Here is an 18,701-nt window from a genome sequence, read left to right on the forward strand (position 1 = left end):
AATCAACAAACGGTTTTAAAACGCTCGACGACGGTGGACAGAACCTCGTCCACCGGGCGTGCCTGCCAACGATGCGAAAAAATCTCGACTTCCTGCGGACCGGAAAAGCCGGCGGCCTCGATCATGGCGCGAAATGCCTTCAGGTCAATCACGCCATCGCCCATCATGCCGCGATCGTTGAGCGGATCGGTGGTCGGCACCAGCCAGTCGCAGATATGGTGTGCCAGTATCTGCCCGTTTCGCCCGGCGCGCGCCACCTGTTCCTCCAGCTCCGGGTCCCACCAGACGTGATAGACGTCGATGGCCACACCGGTTCCGGCACCCAGCCGGTCGCAGAGGTCGAGCGACTGTTTCAAAGTGTTGAAGCAGGCGCGGTCGGCGGCATAAAAGGGATGCAACGGTTCAATGGCGAGCGGCACGCCGGCTGCCCTCGCATAGGGAAGAAGTTCGGCCATGCCGTCCTCCACCATCTGCCGTGCACCTTTCAAGTCTCGAGAACCCGCGGGCAGGCCGCCCACGACAAGCACCAGGCAATCTGCCTTCATGGCGGCGGCTTCGTCCACGGCGCGTTTATTGTCCTCAATGGCGCGGCTGCGGCCTTCTGCATCGGGGGCGGGGAAAAAGCCGCCCCGGCAATGGCCGCTGAGACGAAGGCCGTTCTGCTCGACAATGCGTGCTGCTTCAGCAAGGCCTGCAGCGTGAACCTGCTCGCGCCAGGGCGAGATGGTGGTGATGCCATGCGCAAGGCATGCATCCACGATTGCCCCGAAGGAACGTCCCTGCCGCACGGTGGCAAAATTTATTGAAAGGCCCTCAACGCCCATAACGGTACTCCTCCCTTTTGCGAAGGCCTCCAGCCACCTTCGCTCTCGCGCTTAACCAATGCCTCTGACAGCCAGAAACTGCTTCATGCGATGCGTCGCCACATCCGGTTCGGCAAGCACATTGGCCTTGTCCGCCAGCCGGAAAAGCTCGGCGAAATGCCGCGTGGAGCGGGCGCTTTCCTGCCCGCCAACCATGGTGAAATGGTCCTGCAAGCCGTTGAGATAGGCGAGAAACACCACGCCGGTTTTGTAAAAGCGGGTCGGCGCCTTGAAGATATGGCGTGAAAGCGCCACCGTTGGCTCCAGAATGTCGAAGAATTCATTATCCGCACCGCGCTTCAGGCTGGCGAGCGCCTTGGATGCCGCCGGAGCAATGGCATCGAAAATGCCGAGCAACGCGTCCGAATGACCTTTTTCGTCACCGGCGATCAGCTCGGCATAATTGAAGTCGTCGCCGGTATACATGCGAACACCAGCGGGCAGGCGACGGCGCATGACGATTTCCTTTTCCTTGGATAGAAGCGAAATCTTGATGCCGTCGATCTTGTCTGCATTCTCCTCGATCATGGCAAGGCAGGTGTCCATCGCCGCCATATGGTCGCGGGCACCCCAGTAGCCCTCAAGCGCAGGATCGAACATTTCTCCCAGCCAGTGGATAACCACCTTGTTCTCGGCACGGGAAAGGACCCTGGCATAGGCCTTGAGATAATCGTCCGGGGAGCGGGCGGCAGCGGTGAGCGCCCGGCTTGCCATCAGGATCACGCGCCCGCCTTCTCCCTGAACAAAATCAAGCTGTTCCAGGTAGGAGTCGATAATCTGGTTCAGGTCATATCCGCCGCCCTCAAGATGATCCGTGCCGACGCCGCAGGCGATCAGCGCATCCTTGCGGGTGGCCGCTTCCTTCAGCGAACGGGAGATCAGTTCCTGCGCCTGCGGCCACGCCAGTCCCATGCCGCGCTGGGCCGTATCCATGGCCTCCGCAACACCCAGGCCGAGGTCCCAAAGGCGGTGGCGGAAGCGCAGGGTAGCGTCCCAGTCGATGGCGGGCGTCAACCATGGATCGTTGTCGGCGAGGGGATCGGCCACCACATGGGCGGCGGCGAAGGCGACACGATTGAAATCCGCCGCACTTCGTTTCTCAATGGCGACCGGCGCGCCTGATAGCCTGTAGACCTCGATGCTGCGGTCGTCCTTTGGAAGCTTGAGTTCGCTCACTGTCGCCTCCTCAGGAAAGTGCGGGAACGTCGAGCCAGCGGCGTTCCTTCCATGATCTCAGCCCCAGTTCGGCCAATTGCACGCCCTTCACGCCCTCCATCAGCCCATAGGGCCATGGGTCGTTGTCGACGAGGTGACGCACGAACATTTCCCACTGCGCCTTGAAACCGTTGTCATAAGTGACGTTGTCAGGCACTTCCTGCCAGGTCTTGTAGAAATCGATGGTCTGGGGCTGGTCAGGGTTCCACACCGGTTTCGGCGTATTGGTGCGGTGCTGGGTCCAGCATTTGGTGAGACCCGCCACGGCCGAACCATGCGTGCCATCAACCTGAAACGTGACGAGATCGTCGCGGCGCACACGCACCGCCCAGGAAGAGTTGATATGGGCGATGGCGCCGCCTTCCAACTCGAAGGTGGCGTAGGCGGCATCATCGGCATCCGCCGCATAGGCGTGGCCCTGTTCATCGAAACGCTCGGGGATATGGGTGGCGCCGAGGCAACTTACGGATTTCACCGGTCCGAATAGATTATCGAGCACATAACGCCAGTGGCACAGCATATCGAGGATGATACCGCCGCCGTCCTTCAGGCGGTAATTCCACGAAGGACGCTGCGCCGGCTGCCAATCGCCTTCGAAAACCCAATAGCCGAACTCGCCGCGCACCGAGAGGATCTTGCCGAAAAAGCCGCTGTCACGCAGCATTGCCAGCTTGCGAAGGCCGGGCAGGAACAGCTTGTCCTGCACCACGCCGTGTTTGATACCGGCGCTTTCGGCCAGTCTGGCAATTGCCAGCGCCTCTGCTACGCTGTCGGAAATCGGCTTTTCGCAATAGACGTTCTTGCCCGCCTTGATGGCTTTTTCGAGCAGGCTGCCACGCATCTGCGTCGTGCCGGCGTCGAAGAAAAGCGTGTCATCCGGGTTCGCAAGGGCGGCGTCGATGTCGGTCGTCCAGCGCGCGACATTGTGCTTTTTAGCGATTTCCTCGATTTTCGCACCGTTTCGGCCGACCAGAATGGGGTCGAGCATGACCTTTTCGCCGCTCTTCAAAACCACGCCGCCCTGATCGCGAATGGCGAGAACGGAGCGCACGAGGTGCTGGTTGTAACCCATGCGGCCGGTGATGCCGTGCATGATGACGCCGATACGTTTCATGAATTTCCTCCCAAGGCGGCCTTTTCCCGAAAGCCGCTTCCGTCAAACATGGCAATTTGTAACCATTTGGTTATTTGTGATCGTGAAGGATGCGATCTGTCAAGGTGTTTTTGGCAGGAAATTCACATGCACTTGCGGCGGCAGAAATCACGGGTTTGTGCCGCGCCGCAAAAGGAAAAGACGCGCTTCGCGGATGCGAATGGCGCGTCGTCGCTGTTGTTAAAGGGAAATTCGGTTTTTAAGGCTCAGACCGGCCGCACCGCAGCAAGCAGGGTATCGACGATATGCTGGCCCCAGCGTTCAAGTTCGGCGGGGTCGGTCAGGTCGCGCTGGAAGATCGTCGACAGCGTGAATCGGTTCGAAAGATAAAAGGCGCCGAGCGAGGCGATCGTCAGATAGACGTCGATCGGATCGAGACCGTCACGGAATTCGCCAGTATCGCGGCCGCGCCGCAGCACGTCCTCAAGCTCGGAAATGAAGTTCGAATGCATTGCCGCAATCGTAGCGGATTGCCTGAGATATCGGGCTTTATTGAGGTTTTCTGTTGCGAGAATGCTCAGAAATTCCGGGTGATCCAGAAAATAATGCCAGGTGAAAAGCGCAAGTTCCCGCAAGCCTTCCGAAGGCGCCTTGCGGGTCAGGTCCAGCCGCCGTTCGGTGTGGCGGATGTGGCGATAGGCGTCCTCCAGAACGGCGAGATAAAGCGCGTCCTTGTCGCCAAAATAATGGTAGATCATCCGCTTGTTGGTGCCGGCACGCCGCGCCACGACATCGATTCTCGCGCCCGCCAGGCCCTTCGCGGCCACCTCGCGGCGGGCGGCTTCAAGAATGGCGGCGCGTGTTCTCTCCGGGTTTCGCACCTGTGCCGCCCCGCGTTTGCGCTTGGGGGCAGGCGTTTCCTCGACGGCCGGATCGGGCAGCTGGTTTTTCGTCGTTTCGTCCATCTTAGCACCCGCTTGACAATGTTGGCGATCGGTGTTCCCATGTAACCAATTAGTTATAAAACGGCAATAGTCGTTTACCCCCATCATCAATTTGGCAGTCAATTAGGGAGGAGTTGCCAATGCCCGTGATGCTTCACAGGAGAAGTGTGCTTTCAGCAGGGCTTGCGGCCCTTTCACTCGCAACATTGGGAGGTGGCTCGGCGCAGGCTCAGGCCGCGCGGCTGCGTATGTTGTGGTGGGGATCGCAGGAGCGTGCGGATCGCACCAACAAGGCGATCGCCGCATATAAGCAAATCAAGCCGGATCTCGATATTGCCGGGGAATTTGCCGGCTGGAGCGACTACTGGCCGCGCCTTGCCACGCAGGTGGCAGGCCGCAACGCGCCTGATCTGATCCAGATGGATTATCGCTACATCTTCGAATATGGCCGGCGCGGCGCCCTTGCTCCCCTTGATGAATATATTGGCAAGGGCCTGAAGATAGAAGATTTCGGCAAGATGAACATCGACTCCGGTCGGGTCGACGGCAAGCTTTACGGGGTTAATCTTGGCGTGAATTCCAGCGCTGTCTTCTTCGACAAGGCGGCCTGGGAAAAATCCGGCGCGACCCCGCCAGCGATCGGGCAGACCTGGGAAGAGTTTGCCGAAAACGCCGCCAAGCTCAGCAAGAACAAACCCAAACCCGGTTACTACGCCACGGCCGATGCCAGCGGCGTCGAGCCGAGCTTCGAGAACTGGCTGCGTCAGAACGGCAAATCACTCTACACACAGGATGGCGGTATCGGTTTTGATCCGACCGACGCGACCAAATGGTTCACCATGTGGGCGGATTTGCGCAAGAGCGGTGCATGCGTGCCGGCCGATATTCAGGCGCTCGACCAGTTGAATATTGAAACCAACGCGCTGACGACGGGCAAGGCGGCAACGGCATTTGCCCATTCCAACCAGTTTGTCGGTTATCAGGCACTCAACAAAGCCAAGCTGGCGATGACCTCCTATCCGAAAAGCAAGAAGGATGGCCCTTCCGGTCACTACCTGAAACCATCCATGCTCATCAGCGTCGCCAATGGCAGTGCCGGCATCGAGCAGGCGGTCGGTTTCATCAACTTTCTCGTTGCCGAACCACAGGGCGTCGATGTTCTGGGTGTGGAGCGCGGAGTTCCGGCATCGGAATCGATGCGTAACGCGCTGACCGCCAAGCTCGATGCCGTCAGCAAGAGCATGGTGGAATATATTGCCGAGATTACCCCCGGCGTTGGCGATCTGCCGCCCGCACCCCCTCCGGGTGCAGGCGAATTCGCCTTCGTCCTGAAACGTACAGCGGAAGAGATCGGCTTTGGCAAGATTTCGGCGGCTGAGGGTGGTGACCGGCTCGTCAAGGAATCCGAAACCGTCATTAAACGGAAGTGATGGCAGATGGCCTTTCGATCTGAAACTCTCGTGGAGGAGAGCCGTGGCGCGGCTCTCCCGAAGCGGGCAGGCGTGAAGCGGCTTTTGGACCGCAACGTTCACGCGTACCTGTTTCTCCTGCCGTGGCTGATCGGTTTCTTCGGTCTCACCCTCGGGCCTGCGCTGGTGTCGCTTTATCTGTCCTTCACCAATTATGACCTGCTTCAATCCCCGGACTGGGTGGGGGCGGCTAATTATGTGCGCATCGCCACTGCCGACCCTAAATTCGCCGCCGCCATGCAGGTCACCTTTACCTATGTGCTGCTTTCGGTGCCGTTGAAGCTGATCTTTGCACTGCTGGTGGCGCTCGCCTTCAATCGCGGCATAAAGGGGCTCACGCTTTACCGGGCGATCTTCTATCTGCCGTCGCTGCTCGGTTCCAGCGTGGCGATCGCTGTTCTCTGGCGGCAGCTTTTCGCGTCCGATGGCCTCGTCAACATGGTCCTGTGGCAGGTTTTCGGTTATGAGGGGCCGAGCTGGATTTCCAATCCGGACTACTCGCTCTACACGCTGGTGATCCTGTCCGTCTGGCAGTTCGGCTCGCCAATGATCATCTTCCTCGCAGGGCTCCGGCAAATCCCGCAGGATATGTACGAGGCCGCCGATATCGACGGCGCGAGCAAGATGCGGCAGTTCTTCCGTATTACGCTGCCGCTGTTGACGCCGGTGATCTTCTTCAACGCCGTGATCCAGACGATCGATGCCTTCAAGGCCTTCACGCCCGCCTTCATCATTTCCGAAGGCACGGGCGGGCCGATCAACTCGACGCTGTTCTACACGCTCTATCTCTATCAGGAAGCATTCGGTTTCTTCCGCATGGGATATGCCTCGGCGCTTGCCTGGATTCTCGTGATCATCATCGCGCTGTTCACGGCCTTCTCGTTCCTCAGCGCGAAATACTGGGTGCATTACGATGACTGACGCTGTTACCGCTCCCCGGCCGGGACAAGGCCCGCAACGCTCACCGCTAATGTCGGTTTTGCTGCATGCGGTGCTGATCCTTGCCTCCTTTGCGATGCTTTATCCGATCCTGTGGATGATTTCGGGCTCGTTCCGCCCGCAGGATGAGCTGTTCGGTTCCTCCTCGCTCATTCCTTCGTCGGTTGATTTCGGCGGCTATATTCGCGGCTGGACCGGGCTTCAGGTCAGTTTCGGGCAATTCTTCTGGAACTCGTTCTTCATCTCGGTGCTCGCCACCATCGGCAACGTCGTTGGCTGCTCACTTGCCGCCTTCGCTTTCGCCCGCCTGCGGTTCGGTGGGCGCAATTTCTGGTTCGCGCTGATGCTCGGCACCTTGATGCTGCCCTATCACGTTGTGCTCATCCCGCAATATATCCTGTTTCTGGAAATGGGTTGGGTGAATACGTCGCTGCCGCTGATTGTGCCGAAATATCTGGCAACCGACGCCTTCTTCATCTTCCTGATGGTGCAGTTCTTCCGGGGTATTCCGCGTGAGCTGGATGAGGCAGCGGTGATGGACGGTTGCTCGCCCTTCCGCATTTACTGGAAGATCATGCTGCCGCTCTCGCTGCCGGTTCTGGCAACGGCCGCGATCTTTTCCTTTATCTGGACCTGGGACGATTTCTTCGGTCCGTTGATCTATCTGAACGACATCAACACCTACACCGTGCAGCTCGGCCTCAGATCCTTCGTGGATTCCACCGGCAGCTCGGATTGGACGTCGCTTTTCGCCATGTCCAACCTGTCGCTGGTACCGGTCTTCCTGTTCTTCCTGTTCTTCCAGCGGCTGCTGATTGAAGGCATCGCTACCACCGGAATGAAACGCTGAACGGACGAAACGGGACCGAAAACGAATTGCAGAACATCAACACCGTCGCGGCTGCCTTGTCTGCAGCGCGACGGTCGGGAGAAACAGCATGGCAAGCAGCATTACTCTGGAAAAAATCGTCAAGCGGTTCGGCGCTTTTCCGGTCGTCCACGGCATCGATCTCAAGATCGAGCCGGGCGAGTTCACCGTTTTCGTCGGCCCCTCGGGCTGCGGCAAATCCACGCTTCTGCGCATGATCGCCGGTCTGGAGGAAATCTCCGAGGGTGATCTTCGCATCGATGGCGAAAGGGTCAACGAAACAGCCGCTTCCAAGCGCGGTATCGCCATGGTGTTCCAGTCCTATGCGCTTTATCCGCATATGAGCGTTTACAAGAACCTCGCTTTCGGGCTGGAGACGGCGGGTTACAAGAAACCGGAAGTCGAGGCGCGGGTGCAGAAAGCTGCCGATATCCTGCAGATCGGTCCGTTGTTACAGCGCAAGCCGAAGGCGCTTTCTGGCGGCCAGCGCCAGCGTGTCGCCATCGGTCGGGCTATCGTCCGCGAGCCGAAAATCTTTCTGTTCGATGAACCCCTGTCCAACCTCGATGCGGAACTGCGCGTGCAGATGCGTGTCGAAATTGCCAAGCTGCACCAGACGCTCGGCAGCACCATGATCTATGTGACGCATGACCAGGTGGAGGCCATGACGATGGCCGACAAGATCGTGGTCCTGCGTGACGGCCGCATCATGCAGGTCGGCCGCCCGCTTGATCTCTACAACAATCCGGCCAACCAGTTTGTGGCGGGTTTCATCGGTTCGCCAAAGATGAACTTCCTTTCCGCGAAAGTGGCTTCAGGCGACAGCTCCAACCGTACCATCGAGGTCGCCGGCCAGCGCATTCTGCTCGAAAAGCCGGTCGCGGCTGAGGAAGGCGAGCCACTCACTTTCGGCATTCGTCCCGAACACGTAAACCCACAGGCGCAATCGGCCTCGCTTGGCGATGCGTCCATCCAGCTCGTTGAACATCTCGGCGGCTCGACGGTGGTTTATACCAGCACCCCAGATGGCCAGCCTGCTACCCTGCTGCTGGACGGCCAGCGCCATATCCGCATCGGCGAGACCATTCCCTTTGCGTTTGATCTGGCGAAGACGCATCTGTTCGGGGCGGATGGGCGGCGAATATAAGAGGAAAAACCGGGGGGGAGGAACAGACCTTCCCTTACTCTTGTGCTTGTCACAGGAGTCCAGCTGACGCGTCTGCGCGGCGAGAAAATCAATCAGCCCAAAGACTTGGGCTGGCTGGATCCCTGTAGGGGGTACAGGGATGAGGGCAGCGGGCGGTTGTGATTGATAGCGAATTTAGTCCGCCGCGTCGGTTTTCGATAAAAAACAAGCGGTTCTAAGAGCCAGCGAGAATCTCGCTCAGCACCGCCGCATCTTCCGAGAACTGGGCGACGTTGTCACCTTTGACGAACTCCAGCATCGCATAAGCCGGTTCTATCCAGTCGCTTGCTGGCAAGGCATCAACGCAAGCCCGCCAATAGTCCGCGCGCTCGCCGAGCGGCAGGCGGCTGGCATCGGCGAGCCAAGCGAAGACGTGCAGGTGGCAGATGCGCGAGCCGAGCGCGGATATTTCCGCAAGGGCGTCATCCAGCGGTAGACCTGGGGCTGGCTGCCAGTAAAAGAACAGGTTAGGCATCGGCAAATCCTGCATGAGCTGCAAGGCCGAGAGCGGCGTGTCGGTCAGCGAATTGGGGTGATATTCAAGGCCGATTGTCATTCCGTAGTCGTCTGCCCGCCGGGCAAGTGCCGCCAACGCGTCGGTTGCCGCACGGCGTTCCTCTGGTGAATAATCCGCGGATGGGCGTTTGCGGCTGCCGGGCCAGATGCGGATATGGCCGGTGCCGAGCGCTTTCGCGGTTTCCAGAACTGCGGTCACATCCTCCGGCGCAAAATCCGGTGCGAAAATGTAGGATCCGTAGGAAGAGACGGTAAGACCGGCTTTCACCGTACGCGCCGCCACATCCCTTGCATTTTCTAAGTCGCCAGGTGGCACATGGATATCGGCACCCCATTCTATCGCCTTGATGCCATTTGCAACGGCAAGGTTAATCACGGCCTGCGGCGTCATGGACCTGAAGGTGACAGAGCAGAGGCCCGGCTCGAAAATTCTCATGCGATCAGTTCCAGATGTTCCGGACGTACCTGCTGTTGCAATGGTTCTGCGCGGCAGAAGCGTTCGATCTCGGCAATCGCCATGTCGCCGAGCCGGGCGCGTTCAAGGCCGACGGCGCCGGCGATATGCGGCGTCAGGAACACGTTCGGAAGGCTGTAAAAGGGCGAATCCGGTGACGGCACTTCCGGATCGGTCACGTCGATGACGGCCTCTATGCGTCCGGTTTTCAGTTCCGCCAGCAGGGCGTCTTCGTCCACCAGCGCGCCGCGGGCCGTGTTGATCAAGGTCGCTCCGTCCTTCATCAGGGCAAGCGCGTCGGCGCCGATCATGTGCCGGGTTTGCGGCAGGGATGGCGCGTGCAGGGAAATGACGTCGCTTACCGCCATGAGCTCGCGGAGCGATACGAGACGCACACCGAGCTTTTGTGCCTCCACCGCGCTTAAAAACGGGTCGAAAAGGATAAGATCGAGATCGAAGGGCTGCAGCAGATTGATGACCCGACGCCCGATGCGTGACGCCCCGACAATGCCAACGGTCAGGCCGAGATTGCCGATGACCTGCGACTGCAGGCGGTCGACGTTTCGCCGTGCGCGATCCTCTCCGTAGATGCGCCGGAAACCGAAGGTACGCTTGCCGGACAGCAGGATCATTGCCAGCGTAAACTCCGCGACCGGCTGCGCATTCGCCTCGGCCGCGCTGCAAACCGTAACGTTTCGTTCGAAAACCGCCTGGGACAGGAAGTATTTTACCGTCCCGGCGGCATGTGAAATCAACCGAAGGTTCGGCATCATTGCCAGTTCCCGCATGTCGATCTCGGGACAACCCCAGCCAGTCAGAAGAATATCTGTTCTCTCCAACTGGGCAGTCACAGCTGGGTCGTGAAAATCGTAGACCGGCCGGGTGTCGAGGATGTCGACGCTCTGCGACAGCTTTTCAAGCGCCTGTGGCGTCAGCACATGCTGCGTCCGCTCCGGGTCCATGGCAAGGCTGAGACGCGGACGCGGGCTCATCATTGCGGTTCTCCCGCCGCCGCCATACTGCTTACGGGAACACCGCGCTCAACAAACAGGCGGTCAAGCGCTTCCATGTCCGGAAGTGCGGGAACTGTCGCCAAAGCTGTTTCGCTTTCTGGTCCCGCCAGTCCCACAAAGACGGCGCAGGCGAGCACGGTTTTGCCCGCTGGAATGTCGCCCCGCAATTGCGGCACCGTGGTTTTGGCATTGATGAGATTGGTATTGGGCAGCGCCTTCAACGCCACGCCCTGGCGGGATGCGCTGGAGCCGAGATCGATGATGGCGGATATGTCGGTACCGCAATCGGCCGTTGCCCGGCCGCTGTCTTCGGTCACCGCATCGCGGTCGCCATCGTTGCGGTTTATCGCAAAGCCGCCTTCGGTGACCAAAAGTGGCCGCGCGGAAGTAATCCGGTGCAACCGGATATGCCACTCTCCCGCGGCAACCAGCGTCGTTTCGACCTCGACATCGGGGAATGGGTTCCAAGTCGCTCGAAGATTGGTGCCGGCCAAGAGCACAGTGCGGTTGGTTTCGCGCACCCGGTAGTGGCGGCCATCTTCGGAAAAGGCCAGCATATTGTCGAAACCATTGGTCTTGAAACCGCGCTCGTCCACTTCCACGCCGAAAGCGTAACGCGAGGAATAGGCGAATTTGGCGTATTTTTCCGGCCCGCCGCGCATGGACAGGTTTTCCTGCCCACTCGTCAGCGCCGTGACGTTGCTCTTACTACGCATCATCACCATGCCGGGATGAACGAGCGGCCGTGGTTTTGTGGATGTGTCTGGCAGCTTTTCCTCCGCCTGCCAGAAGGGGTGGCTTTCCGGCAAGGCGAGCGGCAGGAAAGCCTTGAAGGCCCAATAGGGCGAACCCGCCGAATTATAGCTTTCCGACATGGTCAGTTGCGGATAGGCGTAACCGATGGAAAGCACGCCGTCGCGGTCGGCAATCGGCTTTCCCGCCCACCAGCGCAGATGTTTCAGATAAAGCCCCTTGATCTCCCCCCAGGGCATCGCTTCCTCATCCGCGAAGGCGAGGGCACCCCAGAAGCCGCCGCAGGCGAAACGGTAGGTCATGGAGCGGCCAAAGGCCAGCGCGCCACCATCCTCATCGAACCAGCTTGCGAAATCCCCGGCAAACAGGCGGGCACGTTCCCGGTAGCGTTCGGCGTATGCATCATCCGGTTTGCTGATTTTCGCGTAGATCAGCCCGTAAAAATGCATGGCGAAGGCGATGTAGTGGTCGATGCGGCGATAGTTGCCGTCGCGATACCAGCCGTCGGCGATGTAAAATCCGTCCAGCTCTTTCAGATATGTTTCGGTGAGGCTCCGGTCGAATTCGATACCGAGATGATCGAGCGCCGCATCGACCATCACCCGGAAAAACTTCCAGTTATTGTCGGCATAGATGCGCTCCCGCGCCGCCAGGAGATAATGGCGCACATTCGCCTTTTGCGCTTCGGACAAGGGTTCCCACAGATGTTGCGGCGCAAGCCGAAGCGCAAAGCCCAGGGCGGCCAGCTCCACCAGCCGCTGATCCTTCTGCCGCACATCGCCCCAGTAATCGGCATGGGCGGGATCGGTGCCATTGGCGATGCCTCTGGCCAGAAGCGGCCAATGGGCGAAGGCATCGCCGCTGAGCGCAAGCGGCGCGATGCCCCAGAGTGGTCGCGCAAATCCTTCCAGGTCGGCCGCTGCCCGGTCGAAATGCGCGGCGGTGCCGCTTAGCGTCACTCTTGCGCCGCTCTCTGAGAAATAGGGAAGCAGCGGTGCGAAACTGTCGTCCAATGCCCGTCTGACGTCGGCGCGGGTCTTGAGTGGATTGCCGTAAAGCGGATTGAAGCGGGTCATTGGATCATGGTTTGCTGGCTCATGCATCGCGCGCCGCCTTTCCCGTCTTTTTTGCTCGACCGGCGGTCTGTCCTTCCACAAGCTGTACACCCAGCTGAACCTGCCGGGCATTGGCCGATGGCTCCGCCAGCCGGCGGCGCATCAGCTCCACCGCCTCGCGGGCAATCTCGCGGCGGTCTACCCGGATTGTGCTGAGCCGGGGAGTGGAAAGTTCGGCGAAGGGCAGGTCGTCGAAGCCGATGATGGAAAGATCGTCCGGTACCCCGAGACCAAGCTCTTGTGCTGCTCCCAGCGCGCCGAGCGCGATCGCATCGTTCATGCAGAAAATGCCAGTCAGACCGGGGTTTTTGGCCAGCAGCTGACGAACCGCATCACCGGCTTGCCCGAAGCCGCTATCCGCCGTGGAAAGCAGAAACTCTTCATAGGTGGCACCCTCTTCCTCGATGATAACCTGCCGAAAGCCCCGCATGCGCTCTCTTATGGTGTGACGGTGTTGCGGACCGATATAGGCGACCTTGCGGTGCCCCAGTTCCAGCAGCCGCCGCGCCGCCATCGCCCCGCCGTAAAAATTGGAGGGCGAGACGCAATCCAGCATCATCGAGGGATCGGCGCTATTGACGAGAACCGGTTGCAGCACACCCTGCGTGATGCGGTGGATGATCTCCTCTTCGGGGTCAAGACCAATGGCGAGAAGGCCGTCGACCTCGCAGACCCGCTGTGTAAGGGCGTCGTCGATCTGCCTCTGGTGCAGCAGCCGGATATCGAGTTCGAAACCCTCTGTCTGGGCAAGGCTGCGCAGCATGTCGAAAATATCGTGATAAAAGGCGCCGATATCGCCGGTCGCTCGTTCGGCGGACATGAGGGCGAGGATTTTCTTGCCCTCCAGCGAGATGCCGCCGGTCTGGCTGGTGACTGGCCGCAGCGGATAACCAAGTTCCGCCGCCACGCCCAGAACCTTGGTCTGGATCGATGCGCTGATGCCTTTTTCCCCGGCGAGAACCCGTGAGACCGTGCTGATGGAAACCCCTGCACGCTGGGCGATATCCGACTGGCGCGGGCGGCTGATGTCGGGCGTATCGTTCATGTCGTCTCCTGCGCTTGCAAAAAATTCTATTATGATGCAAATATTGCAAATAATGAAAATTTGCAAGAATTTAAGTGATGAATGAGAAACTTGCAAAACGCGGGAGGAGCAGATGCAAACTATCGACAGACGTGGATTTTTGGTGACGGCGGCACTGGCAGGTCTTGGCGCGGCGGCGGGCGGTTTCCGCGCGATGGCAGCCGAAACCCGGCTTCGTTGCGTATGGTGGGGTTCGGCTGACCGCAACAAGCGCACCAATGATGTGATTGCCCTCTACCAGAAGGCAGATCCACAAACGGTAATCAGCGGCGAGATGATCGCCGGTTCCGACTATTGGACCAAGCTTGCGACGTCCATGGCGGGACGTAACGTCGCCGATATCTTTCAGCTCGAGCCTTCCACCATTGCCGATTATTCCGGCCGTGGCGCCTGCATGGAACTTGACCAGTTTGTCGGCTCGTCGCTTGATCTTTCCAATTTCGGCAAAAGCGAAGTGGATCTTTGCCGCATCGACGGCAAGCTTTACGGCGTCGGTCTCGGGCTGAATTCGTTCTGCATGATGTATGATGCAGAGACGCTGAAGGAGGCCGGCGTCTCCGTGCCGAAGGAGCAGATCACCTGGAAGGCGCTGGCGGAACTGGCGCGCGATTTCAAGAAGAACGCTCCGGCGCGTCGTAATTATTGGGCGGTGCCCTATGGCGCCCGTTATCACTACGTCTTCGATGTCTGGCTGCGCCAGCGCGGCAAGCTCCTGTTCCAGGACGGCACCATCGGTTTCAACAAGGAAGATGCCAAGGAATGGTTCGCCTATTGGGAGGATCTGCGCGAGAACAAGCTTTGCGTCTCTGCCGATATCCAGACGCGCGATGACAATACCATCGAATCCAACGCGCTGACCCTTGGCAATTCCGCAATCGGCTTTGCCTATTCCAACCAGCTTGTCGGTTACCAGGCGCTCAACAAGAAGACGCTGTCCATTGGCATGCTGCCGGGTGAGGGGCCGGGAAAACCGACCGGGCATTATTACCGGCCGGGGCTTATCTGGTGCATTTCGTCCACCTCCACCACTCCGGAAGCTGCGGCGAAGTTCATCAACTTCTTTGTCAACGATCTGGAAGCGGGTAAGGTTCTTGGCGTCGAACGCGGCGTGCCGCCGGCGAAGAAGGTACGCGAAGCTGTGTTGCCAAGCCTCAACGAGACTGAACGCAAGACGGTCGATTACATCGAGAGCCTGTCCGGCAAGCTCGATACCTATCCGGAGCCTGCCCCCATCGGCGCCAATGAGTTCGACCGTGGGGTAATGCGTCCGATTGCCGACTCACTCGCCTTTGGCCGCGCCACTGTGGATGAGGCAGCGCAGAATCTTGTCGATACCGGCACCCGCACGTTGCGCAAGCGCGGGTAAGGAAAAGAGGTAGCGCATGCGGTATCGAAACCGCCTGCGCTGCCTCCATTCGCAATCATTCCTTGCGTGTCTGACTTTGAATATATCGACCCGACAAACAATGCTGGACAGCATAAAATATTTAAGCCAGAAATTCTGATCTAGATCGCTAAATCTGAAGATTAGACAATGGCTCCCAATTTCCTGCTTATTGACGCTGAAAAAGAATTCGATGTTTTGAAGGCGGCGGCGTCGCTGGTCCGTGTGCAGATATTGAAGCTGCTGCACGAGGCCAACGGTCTCAATGTCAACGAGATCGCGCAGAGGCTGGACCTTCCCCAGTCCACCGTGTCGGCCGGTGTGACCGTTCTTGAAGAGGCGGGGCTGCTGCGAACCGAAACGCGCAAGGCGCGCAAGGGCAGCCAGAAAATCTGTTTTGCGACCTGCGACGAGCTTATCGTTTCGTTTCGAAGCCCCGAGACGCCGGCTGTATCCAACTACATTGCCGTCGCCATGCCGCTCGGCCTCTATACGCAGAGTTCGGTGACCGCGCCTTGCGGCATCTGTTCGCCGGAGGGCGTTATCGGACTTCTGGATGTCCCTGATACCTTCATGGATCCCGACCGCATGAAGACTGCACTTTTGTGGTTCACATCGGGTCATGTCGAGTATCAATTCCCCAATAATGCCAAGATTCAGGGGCGAAACGTCGAGGAAGTCGAGTTTTCGATGGAGGTCAGTTCCGAGGTGCCAGGAACGCACAGCAACTGGCCGTCAGACATTACCCTCTCCGTCAACGGCAAGGAGATCGGGGTCTGGACCTCGCCCGGCGATTTCGGCGACAAGCGGGGTACGTTTACGCCCGACTGGTGGAAACTGTCCGGCTCGCAGTATGGAATGCTCAAAACCTGGCGTATTACTGCCCAGGGAACCTATGTCGATGGTACGCGCATTTCCGATGTGACGCTTGCGGACATCGATCTGTCCAGCCACCGCTCAATCCGCTTGCGGATCGAGGTAAAGGCGGATGCAAAGCATCCGGGCGGGCTCAACATCTTCGGCCGGGGCTTTGGGAATTACGATCAGGACATCGTATTGCGTCTACGCACCGCAGACTGATCGGGCCAATTTCATAAAGTATGATTTTCGCGGTTGACAGGCGCGGCTTCCATTGGCAACTATATTATGAAATATGGTTTATATCATATTTTAAGATATAAATGCGCATGGGAGGAGAGCCTATGAAAGCGCGGGTTTCAGTCCACCGGGACTTCCAGATTGGGCGTATCGACGATCGCCTCTATTCCGCCTTCATCGAACATATGGGGCGGGCGATCTATGGCGGGATTTACGAGCCCGGCCATCAGCAGGCGGATGAAAACGGCTTTCGCAAGGATGTGTTGAAATTCGTGCAGGATCTGAAAATTCCGGCGATCCGCTATCCCGGCGGCAACTTCGTTTCGGCCTATCGCTGGGAAGACGGCATCGGCCCCCGTGACAAACGGCCCGTGCGGCTTGATCTTGCGTGGCGCTCCAAGGAAACCAACCAGATCGGCGTCAACGAGTTCGCAGACTGGGCGTCGATGGCAGGCATCGAGATGATGCTCGCCGTCAACCTCGGTTCCCGTGGTCTGGATGATGCCCGCAACTTTCTCGAATACGTGAATTTCCCCGGCGGCACCGAGCTTAGCGACCTTCGCCGCAGCCACGGCGCCGAAAAGCCGCATGGCGTGAAGATGTGGTGCCTCGGCAACGAGATGGACGGCCCCTGGCAGATTGGCCACAAGACGGCGGTGGAGTATGGCCGGCTGGCCAACGAAACCGCGAAAGCCTTCAAGGGTTTCGACCCCACCATCGAGGCAATCGTCTGCGGAAGTTCCAACGACGGCATGCCGACCTATCCCGAATGGGAGCGCGAGGTGCTGGAAGAATGCTACGAGAATGTGGACCACATCTCACTGCATAAATATTTCGGCAATAACAGCCGCGACACGCTGAATTACTTCGGCAAGATCGAAGAAACAGGGCGTTACATTCAGACTATCGCCGGTGTCATCGATTACGTGAAAGCCAAGAAGCGCGCCAAGAACGATGTCTCCATCTGCTTCGACGAGTGGAATGTCTGGTACCATATCCGCGAAGACGACGGTAAACGCATCAAGAGCTGGGACTGGCCGGAAGCGCCTGCACTTCTGGAGGAAACCTACAATTTCGAGGATGCTCTCTTCGTGGCCGGGTTGCTCAACGAGTTCATCCGTCGCTCGGACAGGGTGCGCATCGCCTGCATTGCCCAGCTCGTCAATGTCATCGCCCCCATCCGCGCTGAAAAGAACGGACCGGCATGGCGCCAGACCATCTATTACCCCTATCAGTTCGCCTCGCTTTATGGTCGCGGCGTTGCACTGAACATTGCTGTCGATTGCCCGACCTACGACTGCAACGCGGCCGATGACGTCAAATATCTCGATGTCGCCGGCGTGTTTGATGAGGACGAGGGCGTGGTGACGCTGTTTGTCCTCAATCGTCATCTGACCGAAGCAGCAGAGCTCAATGTCGGTCTCACCGGCTTTTCGCCTGTGTCACTCAGCCTGCATCTTTCCATGGCGGGATATGATCTGAGGATCGGCAACGGTCCGGATCAACCTGACCGCGTCGTGCCAGTGCCGGGCAGCGGCATTGGTGTCGAGGATGGGGCGCTCAAAGGCTCTGTGCCGGCGCTGTCCTATCATGTTCTGCGCGTGAAGGTTCAGTGAGGCGGTGATGGGTGTCCGTCTCAGCAATATCGCCAAGTCCTTCGGCTCCTTTGCAGCCATCCGGGACGTTTCGATGGAGATTCCGACGGGCAGCTTCGCGGTTTTCGTGGGGCCATCCGGTTGCGGAAAATCCACCCTGTTGCGCATGATCGCCGGTCTTGAGGAAACCAGCGGCGGTCACATCGCCATCGACGAGCGCGACGTCACCGCTGTCGAGCCGGCGGATCGCGGCGTTGCCATGGTCTTCCAGAATTATGCGCTTTACCCGCATCTGACGGTGTTCGAGAACATGGCTTTCAGCCTGCGTCTCGCCCGCCGTCCGAAAGCGGAGGTGAATGAGAGGGTGGGGGAAGCTGCCCGCATCCTCCAGCTCGAGGACAATCTGCACAAGAAGCCATCGCAGCTTTCCGGCGGCCAGAGGCAGCGCGTGGCCATAGGCCGCGCGATCGTGCGACAGCCGAAGGTGTTTCTCTTCGATGAACCCCTGTCGAACCTGGATGCGGAGCTGCGCGTGCAGATGCGGCTGGAACTGACCCGGCTTCACCGCAAGCTCGGCGCCACGATGATTTACGTCACGCATGACCAAGTGGAGGCCATGACGCTTGCGGACAAGATTTTCGTGCTGAAGGGCGGCATCGTGCAACAGGCCGGCGCGCCGCTCACCCTTTACGACGATCCGGACAATCGTTTTGTCGCTGGCTTCATCGGATCGCCCGCGATGAATTTCCTTGCTGCCGACATCGTCGGGCAGCGGGACGGCATCGTTATGCTTGCGCCTGAAGGTGGTGAAAAGCACCTCGAAGTCCGGCTTTCGCATCCGGTGTCCCCCGGTCAGCGGGTCGAAATCGGCATAAGGCCCGAGCATCTGGTGATCACGCAAGAGGGTGCTTTGCCTGTCAATGTCGAGGTGGCGGAGGAGCTTGGCGACCTTTCCTATCTCTATACCCGAACGCGTGCCGGGAAAGAACTTGTCGTGCAGCGGCAGGGCTCGCGCGAGCGGCTGGATGGCCGGTCCGTCTCACTGAGCGCTTCGCCCGATCACATCATGGTTTTCGGCAGCGACGGCAAAAGGTTGCGATAGGCGCGAGGAG

16 protein-coding genes are annotated in these 18,701 nt (G+C 59.1%); 8 read left to right on the forward strand and 8 right to left on the reverse strand.

Annotated features, from left to right (window positions below):
* Positions 1-2 precede the first annotated feature (2 nt).
* The 4 genes from ACQZ63_RS10425 to ACQZ63_RS10440 form a co-directional block, all read right to left on the reverse strand.
* A complete protein-coding gene (locus tag ACQZ63_RS10425) occupies positions 3-824 on the reverse strand; it encodes a sugar phosphate isomerase/epimerase family protein (RefSeq protein WP_013761396.1) in 822 nt (273 codons plus the stop codon).
* A 51-nt stretch (positions 825-875) separates the two neighbouring features.
* Positions 876-2,039 (reverse strand): dihydrodipicolinate synthase family protein, encoded by a 1,164-nt coding sequence (locus ACQZ63_RS10430; protein ID WP_019566457.1) that lies wholly within the window; start codon positions 2,037-2,039, stop codon positions 876-878.
* A gap of 10 nt (positions 2,040-2,049) precedes the next feature.
* A complete protein-coding gene (locus ACQZ63_RS10435; protein ID WP_003517858.1) occupies positions 2,050-3,192 on the reverse strand; it encodes a Gfo/Idh/MocA family protein in 1,143 nt (380 codons plus the stop codon).
* Positions 3,193-3,437: 245 nt separating this feature from the next.
* A complete protein-coding gene (locus ACQZ63_RS10440) occupies positions 3,438-4,136 on the reverse strand; it encodes a TetR/AcrR family transcriptional regulator (protein WP_003517856.1) in 699 nt (232 codons plus the stop codon).
* Between the two features lie 119 nt (positions 4,137-4,255).
* On the opposite strand from ACQZ63_RS10440, the gene ACQZ63_RS10445 reads away from it, so the two are divergent.
* The 4 genes from ACQZ63_RS10445 (at position 4,256) to ACQZ63_RS10460 (ending at position 8,538) form a co-directional block, all read left to right on the forward strand.
* A complete protein-coding gene (locus tag ACQZ63_RS10445; protein ID WP_113556261.1) occupies positions 4,256-5,545 on the forward strand; it encodes an ABC transporter substrate-binding protein in 1,290 nt (429 codons plus the stop codon).
* A 6-nt stretch (positions 5,546-5,551) separates the two neighbouring features.
* The gene (locus ACQZ63_RS10450; RefSeq protein ID WP_003517854.1) at positions 5,552-6,505 is read left to right on the forward strand and encodes a carbohydrate ABC transporter permease; all 954 of its coding nucleotides are present in this window, start codon (positions 5,552-5,554) and stop codon (positions 6,503-6,505) included.
* Entirely contained in the window at positions 6,498-7,373 is an 876-nt protein-coding gene (locus ACQZ63_RS10455; RefSeq protein WP_025595962.1) for a carbohydrate ABC transporter permease, read from the forward strand. Before ACQZ63_RS10450 ends, ACQZ63_RS10455 begins: the two co-directional genes overlap by 8 nt.
* Positions 7,374-7,461: 88 nt before the next feature.
* A complete protein-coding gene (locus tag ACQZ63_RS10460; RefSeq protein ID WP_003517850.1) occupies positions 7,462-8,538 on the forward strand; it encodes an ABC transporter ATP-binding protein in 1,077 nt (358 codons plus the stop codon).
* Positions 8,539-8,752: 214 nt separating this feature from the next.
* On the opposite strand, the gene ACQZ63_RS10465 is transcribed toward ACQZ63_RS10460, so the two are convergent.
* The 4 genes from ACQZ63_RS10465 to ACQZ63_RS10480 are packed head-to-tail and all read right to left on the reverse strand — an operon-like array spanning position 8,753 to position 13,473.
* Positions 8,753-9,529, reverse strand: coding sequence for a TIM barrel protein (locus ACQZ63_RS10465; RefSeq protein ID WP_113556260.1), 777 nt, complete (start codon positions 9,527-9,529; stop codon positions 8,753-8,755).
* On the reverse strand, positions 9,526-10,542 hold the full coding sequence (locus ACQZ63_RS10470; protein ID WP_113556259.1) for a hydroxyacid dehydrogenase: 1,017 nt from the start codon (positions 10,540-10,542) through the stop codon (positions 9,526-9,528). Before ACQZ63_RS10470 ends, ACQZ63_RS10465 begins: the two co-directional genes overlap by 4 nt.
* Positions 10,539-12,416: a DUF2264 domain-containing protein gene (locus ACQZ63_RS10475; RefSeq protein WP_113556258.1), complete on the reverse strand. Its 1,878-nt coding sequence runs from the start codon at positions 12,414-12,416 to the stop codon at positions 10,539-10,541. The genes ACQZ63_RS10470 and ACQZ63_RS10475 overlap by 4 nt, the downstream gene beginning before the upstream one ends.
* A complete protein-coding gene (locus ACQZ63_RS10480) occupies positions 12,409-13,473 on the reverse strand; it encodes a LacI family DNA-binding transcriptional regulator (RefSeq protein ID WP_035199315.1) in 1,065 nt (354 codons plus the stop codon). The genes ACQZ63_RS10475 and ACQZ63_RS10480 overlap by 8 nt, the downstream gene beginning before the upstream one ends.
* A gap of 112 nt (positions 13,474-13,585) precedes the next feature.
* Between ACQZ63_RS10480 and ACQZ63_RS10485 the strand changes: the two genes are divergently transcribed.
* The 4 genes from ACQZ63_RS10485 to ACQZ63_RS10500 all read left to right on the forward strand — a co-directional run bounded on the left by ACQZ63_RS10485 (position 13,586) and on the right by ACQZ63_RS10500 (position 18,691).
* The gene (locus tag ACQZ63_RS10485; RefSeq protein ID WP_003517844.1) at positions 13,586-14,878 is read left to right on the forward strand and encodes an ABC transporter substrate-binding protein; all 1,293 of its coding nucleotides are present in this window, start codon (positions 13,586-13,588) and stop codon (positions 14,876-14,878) included.
* 168 nt (positions 14,879-15,046) lie between these two features.
* Positions 15,047-15,976: an ArsR/SmtB family transcription factor gene (locus ACQZ63_RS10490; RefSeq protein WP_113556257.1), complete on the forward strand. Its 930-nt coding sequence runs from the start codon at positions 15,047-15,049 to the stop codon at positions 15,974-15,976.
* Positions 15,977-16,098: 122 nt separating this feature from the next.
* The gene (arfA, locus tag ACQZ63_RS10495; protein WP_112681988.1) at positions 16,099-17,610 is read left to right on the forward strand and encodes an arabinosylfuranosidase ArfA; all 1,512 of its coding nucleotides are present in this window, start codon (positions 16,099-16,101) and stop codon (positions 17,608-17,610) included.
* Between the two features lie 7 nt (positions 17,611-17,617).
* The gene (locus tag ACQZ63_RS10500) at positions 17,618-18,691 is read left to right on the forward strand and encodes an ABC transporter ATP-binding protein (protein WP_112681987.1); all 1,074 of its coding nucleotides are present in this window, start codon (positions 17,618-17,620) and stop codon (positions 18,689-18,691) included.
* Positions 18,692-18,701: the final 10 nt, after the last annotated feature.

It is taken from the genome of Agrobacterium sp. CG160-95 (assembly GCF_053521725.1).

Coding starts and splice junctions, on each gene's coding strand:
- arfA (WP_112681988.1), top strand. CDS start 16,099: ATGAAAGCGCGGGTTTCAGTCCACCGGGACTTCCAGATTGGGCGTATC.
- ACQZ63_RS10485 (WP_003517844.1), top strand. CDS start 13,586: ATGCAAACTATCGACAGACGTGGATTTTTGGTGACGGCGGCACTGGCA.
- ACQZ63_RS10450 (WP_003517854.1), top strand. CDS start 5,552: ATGGCCTTTCGATCTGAAACTCTCGTGGAGGAGAGCCGTGGCGCGGCT.
- ACQZ63_RS10480 (WP_035199315.1), bottom strand. CDS start 13,473: ATGAACGATACGCCCGACATCAGCCGCCCGCGCCAGTCGGATATCGCC.
- ACQZ63_RS10475 (WP_113556258.1), bottom strand. CDS start 12,416: ATGCATGAGCCAGCAAACCATGATCCAATGACCCGCTTCAATCCGCTT.
- ACQZ63_RS10455 (WP_025595962.1), top strand. CDS start 6,498: ATGACTGACGCTGTTACCGCTCCCCGGCCGGGACAAGGCCCGCAACGC.
- ACQZ63_RS10500 (WP_112681987.1), top strand. CDS start 17,618: ATGGGTGTCCGTCTCAGCAATATCGCCAAGTCCTTCGGCTCCTTTGCA.
- ACQZ63_RS10435 (WP_003517858.1), bottom strand. CDS start 3,192: ATGAAACGTATCGGCGTCATCATGCACGGCATCACCGGCCGCATGGGT.
- ACQZ63_RS10470 (WP_113556259.1), bottom strand. CDS start 10,542: ATGATGAGCCCGCGTCCGCGTCTCAGCCTTGCCATGGACCCGGAGCGG.
- ACQZ63_RS10460 (WP_003517850.1), top strand. CDS start 7,462: ATGGCAAGCAGCATTACTCTGGAAAAAATCGTCAAGCGGTTCGGCGCT.
- ACQZ63_RS10425 (WP_013761396.1), bottom strand. CDS start 824: ATGGGCGTTGAGGGCCTTTCAATAAATTTTGCCACCGTGCGGCAGGGA.
- ACQZ63_RS10465 (WP_113556260.1), bottom strand. CDS start 9,529: ATGAGAATTTTCGAGCCGGGCCTCTGCTCTGTCACCTTCAGGTCCATG.
- ACQZ63_RS10490 (WP_113556257.1), top strand. CDS start 15,047: ATGGCTCCCAATTTCCTGCTTATTGACGCTGAAAAAGAATTCGATGTT.
- ACQZ63_RS10445 (WP_113556261.1), top strand. CDS start 4,256: ATGCCCGTGATGCTTCACAGGAGAAGTGTGCTTTCAGCAGGGCTTGCG.
- ACQZ63_RS10440 (WP_003517856.1), bottom strand. CDS start 4,136: ATGGACGAAACGACGAAAAACCAGCTGCCCGATCCGGCCGTCGAGGAA.